The sequence below is a fragment of the Caballeronia sp. TF1N1 genome (assembly GCF_022878925.1).
Lineage (GTDB): Bacteria > Pseudomonadota > Gammaproteobacteria > Burkholderiales > Burkholderiaceae > Caballeronia.
This window is the reverse complement of record NZ_CP084626.1, coordinates 2,607,301-2,624,433: the sequence shown is the minus strand read 5'-3', so window position 1 is coordinate 2,624,433 and position 17,133 is coordinate 2,607,301. Positions and strand designations below refer to the sequence as shown.

Annotated in this window: 19 protein-coding genes and 1 riboswitch; of the genes, 16 read left to right on the top strand and 3 right to left on the bottom strand. The window is 61.9% G+C overall.

The features are described 5' to 3' along the window. Positions 1-16 precede the first annotated feature (16 nt). Positions 17-1,483 carry a glutamate synthase subunit beta gene (locus LDZ28_RS12245; RefSeq protein WP_244826394.1) on the top strand — a complete coding sequence of 489 codons (1,467 nt, stop codon included), beginning with the start codon at positions 17-19 and terminating at the stop codon, positions 1,481-1,483. Between the two features lie 63 nt (positions 1,484-1,546). Here the strand turns inward: LDZ28_RS12245 and LDZ28_RS12240 are convergent, their stop codons facing one another. From LDZ28_RS12240 to LDZ28_RS12230, 3 genes are all read right to left on the bottom strand, one after another. Further along, positions 1,547-2,332: a DUF1828 domain-containing protein gene (locus tag LDZ28_RS12240; RefSeq protein ID WP_244826393.1), complete on the bottom strand. Its 786-nt coding sequence runs from the start codon at positions 2,330-2,332 to the stop codon at positions 1,547-1,549. Position 2,333: 1 nt separating this feature from the next. Then, the gene (locus tag LDZ28_RS12235) at positions 2,334-2,816 is read right to left on the bottom strand and encodes a hypothetical protein (RefSeq protein ID WP_244826392.1); all 483 of its coding nucleotides are present in this window, start codon (positions 2,814-2,816) and stop codon (positions 2,334-2,336) included. A 139-nt stretch (positions 2,817-2,955) separates the two neighbouring features. Beyond that, positions 2,956-4,698, bottom strand: coding sequence for an ABC transporter ATP-binding protein/permease (locus LDZ28_RS12230; protein WP_244826391.1), 1,743 nt, complete (start codon positions 4,696-4,698; stop codon positions 2,956-2,958). 248 nt (positions 4,699-4,946) lie between these two features. Next, positions 4,947-5,074, top strand: a riboswitch (TPP riboswitch). A 202-nt stretch (positions 5,075-5,276) separates the two neighbouring features. Between LDZ28_RS12230 and LDZ28_RS12225 the strand changes: the two genes are divergently transcribed. The 15 genes from LDZ28_RS12225 (at position 5,277) to hisG (ending at position 17,114) form a co-directional block, all read left to right on the top strand. Next, positions 5,277-6,419, top strand: a complete 1,143-nt coding sequence (locus tag LDZ28_RS12225; protein WP_244826390.1) for an FAD-dependent oxidoreductase — start codon at positions 5,277-5,279, stop codon at positions 6,417-6,419. A gap of 18 nt (positions 6,420-6,437) precedes the next feature. After that, positions 6,438-6,635, top strand: coding sequence for a sulfur carrier protein ThiS (gene thiS, locus LDZ28_RS12220; protein ID WP_244826389.1), 198 nt, complete (start codon positions 6,438-6,440; stop codon positions 6,633-6,635). Positions 6,636-6,661: 26 nt separating this feature from the next. Continuing rightward, positions 6,662-7,471, top strand: coding sequence for a thiazole synthase (locus LDZ28_RS12215; protein WP_244826388.1), 810 nt, complete (start codon positions 6,662-6,664; stop codon positions 7,469-7,471). Next, positions 7,468-8,532: a thiamine phosphate synthase gene (thiE, locus tag LDZ28_RS12210; RefSeq protein WP_244826387.1), complete on the top strand. Its 1,065-nt coding sequence runs from the start codon at positions 7,468-7,470 to the stop codon at positions 8,530-8,532. Before LDZ28_RS12215 ends, thiE begins: the two co-directional genes overlap by 4 nt. A 97-nt stretch (positions 8,533-8,629) precedes the next feature. Further along, positions 8,630-9,445: an ABC transporter ATP-binding protein gene (locus tag LDZ28_RS12205; RefSeq protein ID WP_244826386.1), complete on the top strand. Its 816-nt coding sequence runs from the start codon at positions 8,630-8,632 to the stop codon at positions 9,443-9,445. Beyond that, a complete protein-coding gene (gene mlaE / locus LDZ28_RS12200; RefSeq protein ID WP_244826385.1) occupies positions 9,442-10,209 on the top strand; it encodes a lipid asymmetry maintenance ABC transporter permease subunit MlaE in 768 nt (255 codons plus the stop codon). The genes LDZ28_RS12205 and mlaE overlap by 4 nt, the downstream gene beginning before the upstream one ends. Positions 10,210-10,313: 104 nt before the next feature. After that, positions 10,314-10,880 (top strand): outer membrane lipid asymmetry maintenance protein MlaD, encoded by a 567-nt coding sequence (gene mlaD, locus LDZ28_RS12195; RefSeq protein WP_244826384.1) that lies wholly within the window; start codon positions 10,314-10,316, stop codon positions 10,878-10,880. A gap of 11 nt (positions 10,881-10,891) precedes the next feature. Further along, entirely contained in the window at positions 10,892-11,821 is a 930-nt protein-coding gene (locus LDZ28_RS12190; RefSeq protein WP_244826383.1) for a VacJ family lipoprotein, read from the top strand. 124 nt (positions 11,822-11,945) lie between these two features. Continuing rightward, complete coding sequence (locus LDZ28_RS12185; protein ID WP_244826382.1) at positions 11,946-12,575, top strand: phospholipid-binding protein MlaC; 630 nt, start codon at positions 11,946-11,948, stop codon at positions 12,573-12,575. Then, on the top strand, positions 12,572-12,871 hold the full coding sequence (locus LDZ28_RS12180; protein ID WP_244826381.1) for a lipid asymmetry maintenance protein MlaB: 300 nt from the start codon (positions 12,572-12,574) through the stop codon (positions 12,869-12,871). Before LDZ28_RS12185 ends, LDZ28_RS12180 begins: the two co-directional genes overlap by 4 nt. A gap of 202 nt (positions 12,872-13,073) precedes the next feature. Further along, positions 13,074-14,000, top strand: coding sequence for an ABC transporter ATP-binding protein (locus LDZ28_RS12175; RefSeq protein ID WP_244826380.1), 927 nt, complete (start codon positions 13,074-13,076; stop codon positions 13,998-14,000). Then, complete coding sequence (locus tag LDZ28_RS12170; protein ID WP_244826379.1) at positions 13,997-14,752, top strand: ABC transporter permease; 756 nt, start codon at positions 13,997-13,999, stop codon at positions 14,750-14,752. Before LDZ28_RS12175 ends, LDZ28_RS12170 begins: the two co-directional genes overlap by 4 nt. Positions 14,753-14,769: 17 nt before the next feature. Next, positions 14,770-15,009, top strand: coding sequence for a BolA family protein (locus LDZ28_RS12165; RefSeq protein ID WP_244826378.1), 240 nt, complete (start codon positions 14,770-14,772; stop codon positions 15,007-15,009). 144 nt (positions 15,010-15,153) lie between these two features. After that, the gene (murA, locus tag LDZ28_RS12160) at positions 15,154-16,425 is read left to right on the top strand and encodes a UDP-N-acetylglucosamine 1-carboxyvinyltransferase (RefSeq protein WP_244826377.1); all 1,272 of its coding nucleotides are present in this window, start codon (positions 15,154-15,156) and stop codon (positions 16,423-16,425) included. Next, entirely contained in the window at positions 16,422-17,114 is a 693-nt protein-coding gene (gene hisG, locus LDZ28_RS12155; protein WP_244826376.1) for an ATP phosphoribosyltransferase, read from the top strand. The genes murA and hisG overlap by 4 nt, the downstream gene beginning before the upstream one ends. Positions 17,115-17,133 lie beyond the last annotated feature (19 nt).

Sequence of the window (17,133 nt, the reverse complement as noted above, 5' to 3'; positions counted from 1 at the left end):
GAAAGAAGAGAACCACATGGGCAAGGCAACCGGTTTTCTCGAGTTCGAACGCCGCCACGAGGCGTACGAAGCACCGCTGACCCGCGTCAAGCATTACAAGGAATTCGTCGCCGCGCTGACCGATGAAGACGCCAAGGTTCAGGGCGCGCGCTGCATGGACTGCGGCATTCCGTTTTGCAACAACGGTTGTCCGGTGAACAACATCATTCCGGACTTCAACGATCTCGTGTTCCGTCAGGACTGGAAGAGCGCGATCGAAGTGCTGCATTCGACCAACAACTTCCCCGAGTTCACGGGACGCATTTGTCCGGCGCCGTGCGAGTCGGCTTGCACGCTCGGCATCAATGACGATCCGGTGGGCATCAAGTCGATCGAGCACGCGATCATCGACAAGGCGTGGACCGAAGGCTGGGTCGCGCCGCAGCCGCCCAAACACAAGACCGGCAAGAAGGTTGCGGTGGTCGGCTCCGGTCCCGCCGGGCTCGCGGTCGCGCAGCAACTGGGACGCGCCGGTCACGACGTGGTCGTGTTCGAAAAGAACGATCGCATTGGTGGTTTGCTGCGTTATGGCATTCCCGACTTCAAGCTGGAGAAGTGGCTGATCGACCGCCGCATGCGCCAAATGGAAGCGGAAGGCGTGTCGTTCCGCACCAACGTGTTCATCGGCAAGGACGCGCTGCCGGGGCACATCGGCAATACGGCCAAGGAAACCATCACGCCGGACGAACTGAAAGAACAGTTCGATGCGGTCGTGGTGGCGGGCGGTTCGGAAACGCCGCGCGATCTGCCGGTGCCGGGGCGCGAGCTGGAAGGCATCTATTACGCGATGGAATTCCTGCCGCAGCAGAACAAGGTCAACGCAGGCGACAAGCTCGCGGAGCAACTGGTCGCGAAGGGCAAGCATGTCGTCGTGATCGGCGGTGGCGACACGGGTTCGGATTGCGTCGGCACCTCGAACCGGCATGGCGCGAAGGGCGTGGTGCAGTTCGAACTGCTCGCGCAGCCGCCCGAGGAAGAGAACAAGCCGCTCGTGTGGCCCTACTGGCCGATCAAGCTGCGTACGTCGTCGTCGCATGAAGAGGGTTGCGAGCGTGACTGGTCGGTTGCGACGAAGCGTTTCGAAGGCAAGAATGGCAAGGTCGAGAAGCTGATCGCGGTGCGCGTCGAGTGGAAGAACGGCAAGATGCAGGAAGTGCCGAACAGCGAGTTCGAGCTGAAGGCCGACCTCGTGCTGCTCGCCATGGGCTTCACGCAGCCAGCTTCGCCGGTGCTGGATGCGTTTGGCGTCGACAAGGACGCGCGCGGTAACGTGCGCGCCTCGACCGAAGGTGACAAAGCGTATTACACGTCGGCGGACAAGGTGTTCACCGCAGGCGATATGCGGCGCGGTCAGTCGCTCGTGGTGTGGGCGATTCGCGAAGGGCGTCAGTGCGCGCGGTCGGTGGATGCGTATTTGATGGGCAGTAGCGAATTGCCGCGATAAAAGAGCGGGGTTGATGGGAGAAAAGGGCGGGCCTTTGGGGTTCGCCCTTTTTTGTTGGCGGGGCTATGCCGTTCTCAGGCGATGGCGGATTTTCTTTTCGAGTGCGCCTTTCGCGTCGAGCGAGTCCACCATGTCGTTGGCGGCGTTCATTAAACGACGTAAATCACCGCTCGGTAACGCGCTGGCATCCTGAAAAACCACGATCGAATCGAACGACTCGATGTGCTGATCGATATGCTGAAGGACGATAGTTGCCAGCCGCGCTCGTTCCCGCGTGGCGACACCGAATACGAAAAGAGGTGCGCGGCCGCCTCTGAGCGAGAAGTCGATTGGGTAGTCAGCGGCGTCGGGAACTTGCGGCGCCAGATAGTTCTCGAGCACGTTGTCTACTCCGACAATCTCTATCAGATGACGCTTCAGGTCGTCGGAAAAAGTCGATGCGACACGTGACTTGCTCCATGTCTTTAGGTCGTTGACGCGCACCAAGGCTTGACCATAGCGAAGCAAAGACATGCCGAGTGAAGTTTCGTCTGACTCGGACACGATCTGCCCATCTTCTCCAAGGCGCGCGCCGTATTCCGCCAGCATCTTGTCCAGCAGCACACGGCGTGGACCGCGCGTGAGAAGAGTAGCGTCGGAGTCGTAGGAAATGCGCATCAACGTCGTGCCCGCATCTTCGATGAGCCAGCCGCCCATCGTTTGACGAAGCCAGACCGTCACGTAGTCGCCATCCGGTTCCAGCAGCGGCATGGACAAGCGAAGCGCATCACCGTCTTGTGCCACGTCCAGCTCGGAACACCATGACTCGCAGAGCAGTCGTTTAACCGTATCGGGTGCGTCGCGCAGCATGTCAGAACTCGAGCTCGGATTGAAACGGGTTGTAGTCAAGCAAGTCGACGCTGCAATCCCTGCAGAGACAATCAAATGCTCCCTCAACCGAATTGTAGTCGTAGACCGATTCAGCATAGCCGTCCGGATCGTGGCCGGCACGGATGTATCGTTCGGTGGCGACATGCTTGTGACAGCCTAAGGGAACCTTGACGCGCTCGATAACATTTCTGTGCCCGTGATAAGGACCGTTGTAACGCACGAGCACAAGGGTTGCATCAGGTGACCACACACGCGCGAGACCGACAGAAAACGCACTGGCTCTGGTCAGCGAGACGCGAAGAAAGAGCCGGTAAACCTGTGTCATATCGCGTGCATCGTGGAGCACGTAATTCTTTTCGCGGTGACCGCCTTTCGTTACCCACCGCGCCCCCTTGTTGACGATGGATTTTGGCGCGTGGCGCATCGATTCGAGATCGTCGTCTGTCAGTAGAAGGAAGTCCATCGATTATTTGTGACTGTCTGCCGTAACGCTTCGAAGTCTATGACGTCGCGCGCAGGGCAAGTTACTCACCGCCACAAATAAGAAAAACCGCACCCACAATTGCTCGCGGATGCGGTTCTTCATTCAGCAAGAGACGGAATCAAACCTCCGCCATCGTCCTCTCTATCTCGATCCGATAATCATGGAACAGCGCCACCGACTCCCGGTGCGCAACGCTCAAAATCGCCGCCTTCGGCAAACGTTCGACGAGCGTGTTGTAGATATGCAGTTCGTTATCCGCATCGAGGGCGCTGGTGGCTTCGTCGAGGAACAGGAAGTCGGGCTTGTGCAGCAGCACGCGCGCGGCGGCAAGACGCTGTTGCTCGCCCGGCGACAAGCTGCGCGCCCAGTGCGCACTTTCTTCCAGGCGGTCGCCATACTCGGCCAGATTGCACAGACGCAGCGCCTCGCGCGATTCCTCGTCGGTGAAGGTGCCACCCGGCGACGGATAGCTCAACGCCGCGCGCAGCGTGCCGATCGGGAGATAGCTCACTTGCGGGATAAACAGCATCTTCGCGTCGACGGGTGCGTCGATACTACCGTCGCCGAACGGCCAAAGGCCCGCCAGAGCCCGCATCAGCGTGCTCTTGCCCGCGCCCGACGGCCCGACTATCAGCCAGCGCGATCCCGGTTCTATCGTCACATCGCCCACGCGCGAAAGTGGCGTGCCATTCGGCAACGCGAGCGCAAGCCCCTTGGTCGTCAGCGCTTTCGTGCTCGTGTAATGCAGGTTGATACCGCCATGCGCCGTTGCCGGCGACGTTTCCTCGCGGATATGCGTCGAGCGCATCACACGCTTGAATTCGCGCAGACGATTCACCGTGGCGCGCCATTCGACCAAGGTCGAGTAACTGTTGATGAACCAGGAGAACGAATCGCTGACCGTGCCGAACGCCGATGAAATCTGCATCAAGACGCCGAACGAGAACGCGCCCGCGAAATAGCGCGGCGCGGCAACCATGATCGGGAAGATGATGGCGATCTGTCCGTAGAAACTGAGCACGAAGGTCATGCGCTTCGTGTACTTCATGATCATCCACCAGTTGTCGCGAATGCGCTGGAAAATGGTCTTCGCGTTGGCCGTCTCGGTGGCGATGCCATCGTAAAACGCGATCTGCTCGGCATTCTCGCGCACGCGAATCAGCCCGAAGCGGAAATCGGCCTCGACCTTCTGTTGCTGGTAGTTGATCGACACCAGCGGATGCCCGACCTTCTGAATGATGACCGAGCCGATGATCGCGTAAAGCGCCGCCGCCCAGACCATGTAGCCGGGAATGACGAGCGGCGTGCCGAATGCCGTGATGGTCAGCGCGCCCGCGAGCGTCCACAAAATGGTGATGAACGTGACGAGCGTGACGAGCGTGGAAAGCAGATCGAGCGACAGAGACAGCGTGGTGGTCGCGAAGGATTGCAGGTCGTCGCTGATCCGCTGGTCGGGGTTATCGGCGAGACGGTCGCGTTCTATGCGGTAAAAAGCGCGGTCGCCGAACCACTGTTCGAGATACTTGTTGGTCAGCCACTGGCGCCAGCGGAAGCCGAGCATCTGCCGCAGATACCTCCCATAAACCGCAAGCAGAATGTACGCGAAGGCGAGGCCGGTGAAGACCAGCAGAAGGTGCGGAAAGTCGTGGACGTTCTTGTTCTGCAGCGCGTTGTAGAACGCCGCGCTCCAGCTGTTGAGCCGCACGTTGATCCATACGACCGTCATGTTGATCGCGATGATGGCAACGAGCAGACCCCATGCGAAGCCGCGCTCCTCCGAGACCCAGTAGGGCTTGATGAGGCTCCACGCAGAGACCGTGTCGGCTTGTTGCTGCGTGTTTTCCGGTTGAGAATTGGCCATGACCTTCCTGATGATATGCCGGTCCGAGTTACGAATGGACGCACCGCGCCGCGATACTCGCACGCGCAGCCTCTTTCCTGTCCCGCAGATTGTTCAGAGGTTCCCTTAACTGCCGCTTAATTCCGTGCTCATTCGCACAACCATGCGGAGAACCATGCTCGCGGCATTGTGCCAGAGTGCCGACTGAGGCGACCAAAGGCGGGGAATCCCGGTTTGCAGCGGCTTTGGCTTTCATGGTCTAATGATCTTCGACGAAACAGGGGTGCTTCGCGCGCGACGTCATCGAATTATCGGTGTGCTGGCGCGGCGAGGCTGAGAGAGACCCTTTGCACCCGATCCGGGTAATACCGGCGAGGGAAGTTTCCGGAGAACGCGCGGCCGTCGCGCCTTTCCTCCAGGTTCTTCCATCATCTTTCTTTTCCGCCTGGCGCGCGTTGTTTGCGTTGCCGCTGCCGGGCCGGTCTCTCCTCTGCAAGTTTTGTCTTCGCGTTCGTGCGTTTGCTGCACGGCGTTATCAGTCGTGGATAAGACCGGAGCGGCGCACAGCCTCGTTTCGATCGACAGGAGACATCGGAAAAGTGAACACGATCGATCAGCCCGCCGCGCGCCGGCCAGACTTCGCCGTCATCGGCGGAGGACTCGTCGGGCGGCTCGTGGCGTGGCAACTCGCGGGCGCGGGCCACGGCGTCGCGCTATACGAGCGCGGCGACGAGGCGGGCACGCAGTCGGCTGCGTGGGTGGCCGCCGCGATGCTCGCGCCGCTCGCCGAGGCGACGAGTGCGGAGCCGCTCGTCGTCGAACTCGGCGCGGCGTCGCTGGAACGCTGGCCGGGTCTCATCGCCGAGTTGCCCGAGCCGGTTTACTTTCAGCGCAACGGCACGCTCGTCGTCTGGCACGGCGCGGATCGCGCGGAAGCGCCGCTGTTCGAACGCAGGCTGCGCGCCAACGCGCCTGCAAGCTTGCTCGATGGCGGCTTCATCAAGCTCGCGGGCGCGGAAGTCGCGCAAGCGGAACCCGCGCTCGGCACGCGTTTCGCGCAAGGCTGGCTGCTGCCGCACGAAGGTCAACTCGACAATCGTCAGGCGCTTCGAGCGCTCGCGGCCGGACTTACGGCGCGCGGCGTGCGCACGCACTGGAATTCTCCGGTCGATGCCATGCCCGACGCGCGCTGGATCATCGATTGCCGTGGGCTGGGCGGCAAAACTGCGTGGCCCGCGTTGCGTGGTATTCGCGGGGAAGTGGCGCGCGTGCATGCGCCGGGCATCGGGTTGTCGCGGCCGGTGCGGCTGCTGCATCCGCGTTATCCGCTGTATATCGCGCCGAAAGAGGACGATCTTTACGTGATCGGCGCGACCGAAGTCGAAGGCGAGGACATGTCGCCCGTGAGCGTGCGCTCGGCGCTGGAACTGATGAGTGCGGCGTTCGCGGTGCATCCGGGTTTCGGCGAGGCGCGCATCCTCGAACTCAATTCTCAGTGCCGGCCGACGCTGCCGGATCATCGGCCGGCCATCGTCTGGGACGGGGCGCGGACCGTGCGCGTGAACGGCCTGTATCGGCACGGCTTCATGATCGCGCCGGAAGTCGCCGATGCCGCCTGCGCACTCGCCCAAGCCATCGCCGGCGGAACCGTCGCGGACGCCGCATCGTTCGCGGATTATCGCGGCGGCGCGCGCTGGTCCGAACTTCTGCATAGCGAACCGGCCATCGCGGCCGCGCTCTAGTCATCGAAAGTCAAAGCCATGAACATCCACATCAATCAGCGCGAATTCAGTCTGACCGATGCCGCCACCGTCACCGACGCGCTCGCCGCATTCGGCGCCAAACCGCCGTTCGCGGTCGCGCTCAACGGGCAGTTCGTCGCGCGCGGCGAGCACGGCACGAAGACGCTTCGAGCCGGCGACAAGCTCGACGTCGTGTCGCCCGTCGCGGGCGGCTGAATCCACCGAATCCGAAGGATCGAATCATGACCTCACACACCGCCGCCCATAGCCTCACGCTCTACGGCCAGACGTTCCCGAGCCGTGTGCTGCTCGGCACATCGCGTTATCCGTCGCTGCAATCGCTTTCGGATTCCATCGATGCCGCGCGGCCCGGCATGGTGACCGTCGCGCTGCGCCGTCAGTCCGAGACTGGCGAGGCCGGTTTTTTCGAAGTCCTCAAGCGTCACGGCGTCGCGCTGCTGCCAAACACGGCGGGCTGCCATAGCGTCGATGAAGTGCTGACCACCGCCTACATGGCGCGCGAGGTTTTCGACACGCCGTGGATCAAGCTGGAACTGATCGGCGACGACTACACGTTGCAGCCCGACCCGATCGGCCTCGTCGAAGCGGCGGGCAAGCTCGTGCGCGACGGCTTCAAGGTGCTGCCTTATTGCACCGAGGATCTCGTGATCGGCCGCCGTCTGCTCGATGCCGGCTGCGAGGCGTTGATGCCCTGGGGCGCGCCCATCGGCACCGGCAAGGGCGTGACCAATCCCTACGGTCTGCGCACGTTGCGCGAGCGGCTGCCAGACGTGCCGCTGATCGTCGATGCAGGCCTCGGCGTGCCCTCGCATGCGTGCCAGGTGATGGAGTGGGGTTTCGACGGTGTGCTCTTGAACACCGCCGTGTCGCAGGCGACCTTTCCGTCGCAGATGGCGCGCGCGTTCGCGCTGGGTGTCGAAGCCGGGCGCACGGCGTTTCTCGCCGGTCCGATGGCCGAGCGCGACAGCGCGCAGGCCAGCACGCCGGTCGTTGGCATGCCGTTCTGGCATCAGGACGGAGGTGCTGCATGAGCTTGCTCGGACACGAAGTTTTCTGGCCGCCGGCGGATGAGTTGACCGAAGTCGCCGAACGTATCCGCGCGCGGCTCGGCGAGTGGCCCGCGCCGCCAACGCGCTGGCGCATCTGCCTGACCGTGCCGGATACGCCAAGTGCGCAGGATCTGCTCGTCGTCAACGAGCCATACGCCGCGGGCAATGCGACGGTGCTGGAAGCGTACGAACGTCGCGTGATATTGCTGCATGCAGGCGCGCGCCATGTTCTCGAAGGCGAGCGTTCCGACGACTGGCTGGCCGCGCTGGCGGCGTTCCTCGACTGCAATTTCGAACCGCACGATGCGCTCGTCCTGGCAATGGCATGGCGCGCCGGCGACGAACAGAAAGAAGACGCGTGGCCAAGCGACTTCGACACGTTCCCGCGCGTCGGCGATCTTCCGCCCGCGCCGGAACCTGCCTTTCCCGCTTGCCCGGACAAGCTCGGTCTCTACCCCGTCTTGCCGAGCGCGAATTGGGTCGAACGCGTGCTGGACCTCGGCGTGCGCACGGCGCAGTTGCGCCGCAAGACCACCGACGCAGCGGACCTTCACGGCGAAATCGAGCGTTCGGTCGTGGCGGGGCAGCGGCATCAGGCGCAGCTTTTCATCAACGATCACTGGCGCGAAGCGATCGCCGCACGCGCTTACGGCGTGCATCTCGGTCAGGAAGATGTCGAAACCGCCGATCTGCAGGCAATCGCGCAAGCCGGCTTGCGCCTCGGACTTTCGACGCACGGCTATTACGAGATGCTTCGCGCGCTGCACTTCCGGCCGAGCTATCTCGCGCTCGGCGCGGTGTTTCCCACCACGACGAAAGTCATGCCCACCAAGCCGCAAGGCCTGGCGCGGCTTACACGCTACGTAAAGCTTCTGAAAGGACGTGTGCCGCTCGTCGCGATCGGCGGTATCGACGGCAAGGTATTGCCCGAGGTGCTGGCGACCAGCGTAGGAAGCGCTGCTGTCGTGCGTGCCGTGACAGAAGCGGCGGACACCGAAGCCGCCGTCGAGTCGCTACAACAAAGCTTTGCAAATCAAGGGTAAATGTTCTGAAAATCATATCGGGTAGAGCGTAGGTAAAGCACCGATTGCGCGCAGGCCCTATAATTCGGCCTCTTGCGTCCAAGGAATTTCTTACCTCGTGCCAGCTTTCCCCGAGCCCCTGCTAGAGCTTCGCGACGTCGATTTCGGTTACGGTAATCGGCCCGTTCTCTCGAACCTGAACATGCGTTTCACGCGTGGTCAGGTGGTTGCGGTCATGGGTGGCTCCGGCTGCGGCAAGACGACAACCTTACGATTGATCGGCGGGCTGGTGAAAGCCAGCCGCGGTCAGGTGCTGTTCGCGGGCAAGGACGTCGGCACGCAATCGCGCGACGGTCTTTACGCGCTGCGCCGCCGGATGGGCATGCTGTTTCAATTCGGCGCGCTGTTCACCGACCAGACCGTGTTCGAGAACGTCGCGTTTCCGCTGCGGGAACACACGGATCTGCCGGAAGAGCTCATCCGCGATCTCGTCCTGATGAAGCTCAACGCGGTTGGCCTGCGTGGCGCGCGCGATCTCGCGCCGTCGGAGATTTCCGGCGGCATGGCGCGCCGCGTCGCGCTTGCCCGCGCCATCGCGCTCGATCCCGAACTGATGATGTACGACGAGCCGTTCGCCGGTCTCGATCCCATCTCGCTCGGCATAACCGCGCAACTCATCCGCACGCTCAACGACGCTCTCGGCGCCACGTCCATTCTCGTTTCGCACGATGTGCCCGAGTCGTTCGCCATTGCGGACTACGTGTACTTCGTCGCGAACGGCGGCATTCACGCGGAAGGCACGCCGGAGCAATTACGCGCGTCGGAAGACCCGACCGTGCGTCAGTTCATCGACGGCACGCCGGACGGTCCCTTCAAGTTTCATTACGCGAGCCAGCCGCTCGCGGCGGATTTCGGCATCGGAGGGAAAGCATGATCAGCGCGCTCGGACGCTGGGTGCTCGACGGTTTCGGAACCGCCGGTTATGCAATGCGCATGCTGTTGCGCCTCGTACTCGAATTCTTCCCGCTTTTGCGGCGGCCGCGTCTCGTCACGAAGCAAATTCACTTCGTCGGCAATTATTCGCTTGTCATCATCGCGGTGTCGGGCCTGTTCGTCGGCTTCGTACTCGGGCTGCAGGGATATTACACATTGAACCGCTATGGTTCGGAGCAGGCGCTCGGACTGCTGGTCGCGCTTTCGCTCGTGCGCGAACTCGGGCCGGTCGTCACGGCGCTGTTGTTCGCCGGCCGCGCGGGTACGTCGCTGACTGCCGAGATCGGTTTGATGAAGGCGGGCGAACAACTCACGGCAATGGAAATGATGGCCGTCGATCCCATGAAAGTGGTGGTCGCGCCGCGCATGTGGGCGGGCATCATCGCCATGCCCGTGCTGGCGGCCATTTTCAGCGCGGTCGGCATCATCGGCGGGTATGTGGTCGGCGTGTTGCTGATCGGCGTGGATTCCGGCGCGTTCTGGTCGCAGATGCAAGGCGGCGTGGACGTGTGGCGCGATGTCGGCAATGGCGTCATCAAGAGCATCGTGTTCGGCTTCGCGGTGACGTTCATCGCATTGTTCCAGGGCTACGAAGCACGGCCAACGCCGGAAGGCGTGTCGCGCGCGACCACGAAGACGGTCGTGTACGCGTCGCTCGCGGTGCTCGGCCTCGATTTCCTGCTGACCGCGTTGATGTTCAGCTGATGTCCAGCTAATGAACCAAATGCAAAACGCCCGCGAGGGCGTGGGCGTTGTGAAGGGCACAGACCTCACACGCGCTCTGCGACAAGATTCTCTTTGGGAAGACGATGAAAAAGACTGCTCTCGACTTTTGGGTCGGCCTCTTCGTGGTGCTCGGTTTCGTGGCGCTGCTGTTCCTTGCGCTGAAGGCGGGCAACATGAGTTCGCTGTCGTTCCAGCAGACCTACGCGGTGAAGCTCAAGTTCGACAACATCGGCGGCCTTAAGGCGCGCGCGCCGGTCAAGAGCGCGGGCGTGACGGTCGGGCGCGTCGGCTCGATCAGCTTCGATGGAAATACGTATCAGGCGGTGGTCGCCATCGACATCGACAAGCAATATCAATTTCCGAAAGATTCGTCCGCCAAGATTCTGACTTCCGGTCTGCTCGGCGAGCAGTACATCGGCCTGGAGCCGGGCGGCGACGATCAGATGCTCAAGAACGGCGACACCATCACGATGACGCAGTCCGCCGTGGTGCTAGAAAATCTGATCGGACAGTTCCTCTATAACAAGGCAGCGGATTCCGGCGCGTCGAAATCCTCGGCGGCGCCGGCGGCAACGGCAGCTCCCGCACCGGCATTTCCGGGTGCGGCAAGCGCGATGGGCGCGAGCGCAGCCTCGGGTACGGCTCAATAAGGAGAAACAACATGCACTCGACAGGGATGCGGCGCGCAATCGTTCTAGCGGCAACGGTGGGCATGTTCGGCGGGTGCGCGACAGTGACCACTCCGACCAAGGGCGATCCCTTCGAGAGCTACAACCGGACGATGTTCACGATCAACGACAAGGTCGATCAATACGCGTTCAAGCCGGTGGCGCAGGCTTACGTCTGGGCCGTCCCGGAACCCGTGCGCAACAGCGTTACGAACTTCTTCTCGAATATCGGCGATGTCTACATCGCGGCGAACAATCTTCTGCAACTGAGAATCGCGGATGGCGTGTCTGACATCATGCGCGTCGCGATCAACACGGTGTTCGGCGTGGGCGGTCTGTTCGACGTGGCGACCGTCGCCAAGCTGCCGAAGCATTCGGGCGACTTCGGTCTCACGCTCGGGCACTACGGCGTGCCGCCTGGCCCGTACGTCGTGCTGCCGCTCCTTGGACCAAGCACCGTGCGCGATACCGGCGGCCTCGCGGTCGATTATTTCGGTAATCCGCTGAGTTACGTGCAGCCGGATTCCGTGAGCTGGGCCTTGTACGGCGTAAATCTCGTGAACACACGCGCGAACCTGCTGGATGCATCCGACATTCTTTCGGATGCCGCGCTCGACAAATACTCTTTCGTTCGTAACGCTTACCTGCAGCGGCGGCAATATCTGATTACCGGTGGCGAAGGCACCTCGCCCGATTACAGCGAAGCGCCGCTTCCAAACTACGATGCGGAAGGCGCGGAAGCCGCGACTCCGGCGGGCGCTTCGGCCACGGCGGTTCCGTCCGAAGCGGCATCGGGCGCGACGCCTGCTTCTGGAGCCGCTGGCGCGCCGCGCGCAGCGAGCGACACGGGCAACAACACGGTTCCGGGACATCAGTACGTTCCGCCGCGCGCGCCGGGATTCCCTTCGTTCCGCTTGCGTTGAGCGGACTGGCGCTAACGGCCGGTAAAATACTTGGCAGCATTTTTTACAGTTTGACAGGCGCGCGATCTGAACTCGTTCTAGCCAGCGCGCTCAAACTCAAGCCCCTTTTTTTGCAGGATCTGCGATGAAAAAAATCTTTTTGCTTCCCATCTTCGCCATGCTGATCGCGTTCTGCGGCGCGGCGTCGGCGCAATCCGTCGACTCGAGCGCGCCCGACGTGATGATCAAGACCGTCACGCAACAAGTGCTCGACGACATCAAGTCCGACAGCAAGATTCAGTCGGGCGACATCCAGCGCATCACTGAACTCGTCAATCAGAAGATCCTGCCGTACACGGACTTCACCCGTACCACGCGTCTCGTGATGGGGCGCAACTGGAACACGGCAACGCCCGAGCAACAAAAGCAGATCGTCGAGCAATTCAAGATGCTGCTCATTCGCACGTATTCGGGCGCGCTCGCTCAGGTTCGTAACCAGACGGTGCAGTACAAGCCCTTCCGCGCGTCGCCGGAGGACACGGATGTCGTGGTCCGCTCGGTCGTGATGAATAACGGCTCGCCGATCGAACTCGACTACCGCCTGTACAAAACGCCGCAAGGCTGGCGCGTGTACGACATCAACGTGCTCGGCGCATGGCTGATCCAGGCGTATCAGCAACAGTTCAACGAGCAGATTTCGCAGAATGGCGTGGCTGGCTTGCTGCAATTCCTCACGCAGCGTAATCAGCAACTCGCGAACGGCAAGGCATCGTGAGCACGCAGGCAAATGCGCAAGTCGCGGGCGGCCGCTTCCAAACGGCCGCCACGCTGACCCACGAAAGCGCGAAGGCTGCGCTCGACGCGGGTTTGTCGCGTATCGCGGCGGGTGCAACCGAAGTCGACTGCGCGCCGCTCACGCATTTCGATTCATCCGCGCTCGCCGTGCTGCTTGCATGGCAGCGCGCCGCCAGCGAGCGCGGCACGGCGCTTGGCGTCGTGAATGTTCCTTCCAAGCTTGCCAGTCTCGCGCAAGCTTACGGCGTCGACACGCTGCTCTCCTTCCGACATTGATCCTGTCCTGACGCCATATCAGGTGCGGCAACCAGGCTTGCGTTGCCGCGATCAGGATCGCTCCGAAGTCGGCTCCATCCGGTTTGCCCTATAATCAAATGCTTTTTCGGGCCCGCACCCGGCAATTTTTCGATCGAGCCCGGGTCCGTCAAGCGTTATCCGCACAATCGAGGCGCGGCCACACGAGGCACGCGCACTGTCAATGTCAGCCATAGAAATCCGAAACGTCAGAAAGCGCTACAAGCAGCTTCAGGCGCTCAAAGGCGTGAGCCTCACGGTTGAAGAGGGCGAATTCTTCGGCTTGCTCGGCCCCAACGGTGCCGGCAAGACCACGCTGATCAGCATCCTTGCCGGACTCGCGCGCGCCGATAGCGGCACGGTGTCCGTGCGCGGCCACGATGTCGTGAGCGACTTCCGCGCGGCGCGCCGTGCGCTTGGCGTGGTGCCGCAAGAACTGGTGTTCGATCCGTTCTTCACCGTGCGCGAGGCTTTGCGAATTCAGTCGGGCTATTTCGGTTTGCGCAAGAACGACGACTGGATCGACGAAGTCATGGCCAATCTCGATCTCACCGAGAAAGCGGACGTCAACACGCGCGCGCTCTCGGGCGGCATGAAGCGACGCGTGCTGGTGGCGCAGGCGCTGGTGCATCGGCCGCCGGTGATCGTGCTCGACGAGCCCACGGCGGGCGTCGATGTCGAACTTCGTCAGACGCTCTGGAAGTTCATCTCGCGATTGAATCGCGAAGGGCACACCATCGTGCTGACCACGCATTACCTCGAAGAAGCCGAGGCGCTATGTGATCGTCTCGCCATGCTTCGCCGTGGTGAAGTCGTGGCGCTCGAGCGCACGAGCACGCTTCTGCAACGCTTTTCCGGTCTGCAACTTTATCTGCGCTTTTCGAGCGGCTCGCTGCCTGTGGAACTGCGTCCGCTGGAAGTCGATCCGCACGCGGTGTCCGGCATGCAGCACCTGCTGCGCCTTTCGAGCTACGACGATGTCGAGCCGATTCTCGCGAAGTGCCGCGCGGCCGGTTGCGCGCTGGATGAAATCGAGGTTCGCAAAGCCGATCTCGAAGACGTGTTCGTGCAAGTCATGAACGAACCCGACGTGGTCGAGGGACTTTCATGAGCGGCTTTCAGACGTTGTTCTACAAGGAGCTTTTGCGCTTCTGGAAGGTATCGTTTCAAACGGTGCTCGCGCCGGTCGTCACGGCGTTGCTGTATCTGACCATCTTCGGTCACGCGCTTTCCGGGCACGTACAGGTTTATGCTGGCGTTGGTTATACGAGCTTTCTCGTGCCCGGCCTCGTGATGATGAGCGTTTTGCAGAACGCGTTTGCGAATAGCTCGTCGTCGCTGATTCAATCGAAGATCACAGGCAATCTCGTGTTCGTGCTGTTGCCGCCCATTGCGCATTGGGAAATGTTCTTTGCGTATGTCTTGGCATCGGTGGCGCGTGGACTTTGTGTCGGGCTCGGCGTTTTCGTCGTGACGATATGGTTCGTCCCGATGTCTTTTTCCGCGCCGTTCTACATCATTGCGTTCGCGATCCTCGGTTCGGCAATCCTCGGTACGTTGGGTTTGATTGCCGGCATCTGGGCAGACAAGTTCGACCAGTTGGCCGCGTTTCAGAACTTCCTGATCATGCCGCTCACGTTTCTTTCCGGCGTGTTCTATTCGACGCATACGTTGCCGCCGGTTTGGCGCGCGGTGTCGCATCTAAATCCGTTCTTCTACATGATCGACGGTTTTCGCTACGGCTTTTTCGGTCTTTCGGACGTGAATCCGCTGGTGAGCATGGGTATCGTCGCTGCATTTCTGGCCGTGCTCGCGCTCATTGCCGTGCGTCTGCTCGCGAGCGGCTTCAAGCTGCGTCACTAATTCTTTAGGAGACTTTCATGTTGCCGACTCCCGAGCAAGTGAAGGACTACATCGCTGGCGGCCTCGCCTGCCAGCATCTCGAAGTCGAAGGCGATGGCCAGCACTTCTTCGCGACCATCGTGAGCGACGCGTTCGTCGGCAAGCGGCTGATCGCGCGGCATCAACTGGTCTATGCGGCGCTTGGCGAGCGCATGCGCGAAGAAATTCACGCGCTCAGCATGAAGACGCTCACGCCCGACGAATTCAAAGCCGCGTAAATACGCGACATTCGTAGCAATACGCAACACGCAACATCCCGTAACACCCGGCAACACCGGCAGGAAACAGTGCGAATCATTCAAGACAACCGCGGCGCCGAAAGCGGCTCCGCAGCAGGACGCTCGGTCGAAGGACACGTCATCATGGATAAACTGGTCATCACGGGGGGCGCGAAGCTCTCCGGCGAAATCACCGTATCGGGCGCGAAGAACGCGGCTCTGCCGATTCTGTGCGCAAGCCTTCTCACGGCCGACGACGTCCATCTGTCGAATGTGCCGAATTTGCAGGACACGCGCACGAAGCTCAAATTGCTGCGCCAGATGGGCGTGCACTCCGAAGCGTCGAGCGATGGCCGCGTGACGCTCAACGCATCGAAAGTGGACAACCTCGTCGCGCCGTACGAAATGGTCAAGACCATGCGCGCGTCGATCCTCGTGCTCGGTCCGCTCGTCGCGCGCTTCGGCGAGGCGAAGGTATCGTTGCCCGGCGGCTGCGCAATCGGCGCGCGTCCGGTCGATCAGCACATCAAGGGTCTGCAGGCGATGGGCGCCGAGATCAATATCGAGCACGGCTTCATCGAAGCGCGCGCGAAGCGTCTGAAGGGCGCGCGCATCGTCACCGACATGATTACCGTCACCGGCACCGAAAATCTGCTGATGGCGGCAGTGCTCGCGGACGGCGAGACGGTCATCGAAAATGCCGCGCGCGAGCCGGAAGTTACCGACCTCGCGCATTTGCTCGTGAAGATGGGCGCGAAGATCGATGGCATCGGCACGGATCGGCTCGTCATCGAGGGCGTCGAGAAGCTGCACGGCGCGAAGCATAGCGTGGTGCCGGACCGTATCGAAGCGGGCACGTTCCTGTGCGCGGTCGCGGCCGCGGGCGGCGATGTCACGCTGCGCAACGTCACGCCGTCGCTGCTCGATGCCGTCACCGCCAAGCTGCGCGAAGCGGGCGTGAGCATCGAGGAAGGCGACGACTGGATGCGCGTGCGCATGAACAAGCGCCCCGAAGCGGTCAACATCCGCACGTCCGAATATCCGGCGTTCCCCACTGACATGCAGGCGCAATTCATGGCGCTGAACACTATTGCCAAGGGCACGTCGCAAGTCGTCGAGACGATCTTCGAAAACCGCTTCATGCACGTGCAGGAACTGAACCGGCTTGGCGCGAGCATTACCATCGACGGCAACACGGCGCTCGTCTCGGGCGTGGACATGCTGTCGGGCGCGAAGGTCATGGCGACCGATCTGCGCGCGTCGGCAAGTCTCGTGATCGCGGCAATGTGCGCCGATGGCGAAACGCTCATCGACCGCATCTATCACCTGGATCGCGGCTACGACCGCATGGAGTCGAAGCTGACGGCGGTCGGCGCGCGGGTGAGCCGTATCAAGGGCAGCGGGAGCGAACAATGAGTTCGTTGCCGCAGACGTCGTCCTCGCTTGCCGCCAATGCGCCGCTGACGCTCGCGCTGTCGAAAGGGCGTATCTTCGAGGAGACGGTGCCGCTGCTCGCCGCTGCCGGCGTGGAGGTCGTGGAAGATCCGGAAAGCTCGCGCAAGCTCATTTTGCCGACGACGAATCCGAATTTGCGCGTGATCATCGTGCGGGCCACCGACGTTCCTACCTACGTCGAATACGGCGCGGCCGATTTCGGCGTGGCGGGCAAGGACGTGTTGATCGAGCATGGCGGAAGCGGGCTTTATCAGCCGGTTGATCTGAACATTGCGCGCTGCCGGATGTCGGTGGCCGTGAAAGCTGGCTTCGATTACGCGAACGCGGTGCGTCAGGGTGCGCGTCTGCGTGTCGCGACGAAATATACGGAGACCGCGCGTGAGCATTTTGCGGCGAAGGGCGTGCACGTCGATCTGATCAAGCTTTACGGTTCGATGGAACTGGCGCCGCTCGTCGGTCTGGCCGATGCCATCGTCGATCTCGTCAGTTCGGGCGGCACGCTGCGGGCGAATAATCTGGTCGAAGTCGAAGAGATCATGCAGATTTCGTCGCGCCTCGTCGTGAATCAGGCCGCGCTCAAGCTGAAGCGCGCGGCGCTCAAGCCGTATCTCGACGCTTTCGAGCGCGCATCGGCAGGAACGGATAATTAGGGCAGCCGCGTAGTCGCGC

Bases quoted from the DNA above. Each gene is read 5' to 3' on its own strand.
- LDZ28_RS12245 (WP_244826394.1), top strand. From the start codon at position 17: ATGGGCAAGGCAACCGGTTTTCTCGAGTTCGAACGCCGCCACGAGGCG.
- LDZ28_RS12240 (WP_244826393.1), bottom strand. From the start codon at position 2,332: ATGCTGCGCGACGCACCCGATACGGTTAAACGACTGCTCTGCGAGTCA.
- LDZ28_RS12235 (WP_244826392.1), bottom strand. From the start codon at position 2,816: ATGGACTTCCTTCTACTGACAGACGACGATCTCGAATCGATGCGCCAC.
- LDZ28_RS12230 (WP_244826391.1), bottom strand. From the start codon at position 4,698: ATGGCCAATTCTCAACCGGAAAACACGCAGCAACAAGCCGACACGGTC.
- thiS (WP_244826389.1), top strand. From the start codon at position 6,438: ATGAACATCCACATCAATCAGCGCGAATTCAGTCTGACCGATGCCGCC.
- LDZ28_RS12215 (WP_244826388.1), top strand. From the start codon at position 6,662: ATGACCTCACACACCGCCGCCCATAGCCTCACGCTCTACGGCCAGACG.
- thiE (WP_244826387.1), top strand. From the start codon at position 7,468: ATGAGCTTGCTCGGACACGAAGTTTTCTGGCCGCCGGCGGATGAGTTG.
- mlaE (WP_244826385.1), top strand. From the start codon at position 9,442: ATGATCAGCGCGCTCGGACGCTGGGTGCTCGACGGTTTCGGAACCGCC.
- mlaD (WP_244826384.1), top strand. From the start codon at position 10,314: ATGAAAAAGACTGCTCTCGACTTTTGGGTCGGCCTCTTCGTGGTGCTC.
- LDZ28_RS12190 (WP_244826383.1), top strand. From the start codon at position 10,892: ATGCACTCGACAGGGATGCGGCGCGCAATCGTTCTAGCGGCAACGGTG.
- LDZ28_RS12185 (WP_244826382.1), top strand. From the start codon at position 11,946: ATGAAAAAAATCTTTTTGCTTCCCATCTTCGCCATGCTGATCGCGTTC.
- LDZ28_RS12175 (WP_244826380.1), top strand. From the start codon at position 13,074: ATGTCAGCCATAGAAATCCGAAACGTCAGAAAGCGCTACAAGCAGCTT.
- LDZ28_RS12170 (WP_244826379.1), top strand. From the start codon at position 13,997: ATGAGCGGCTTTCAGACGTTGTTCTACAAGGAGCTTTTGCGCTTCTGG.
- LDZ28_RS12165 (WP_244826378.1), top strand. From the start codon at position 14,770: ATGTTGCCGACTCCCGAGCAAGTGAAGGACTACATCGCTGGCGGCCTC.
- murA (WP_244826377.1), top strand. From the start codon at position 15,154: ATGGATAAACTGGTCATCACGGGGGGCGCGAAGCTCTCCGGCGAAATC.
- hisG (WP_244826376.1), top strand. From the start codon at position 16,422: ATGAGTTCGTTGCCGCAGACGTCGTCCTCGCTTGCCGCCAATGCGCCG.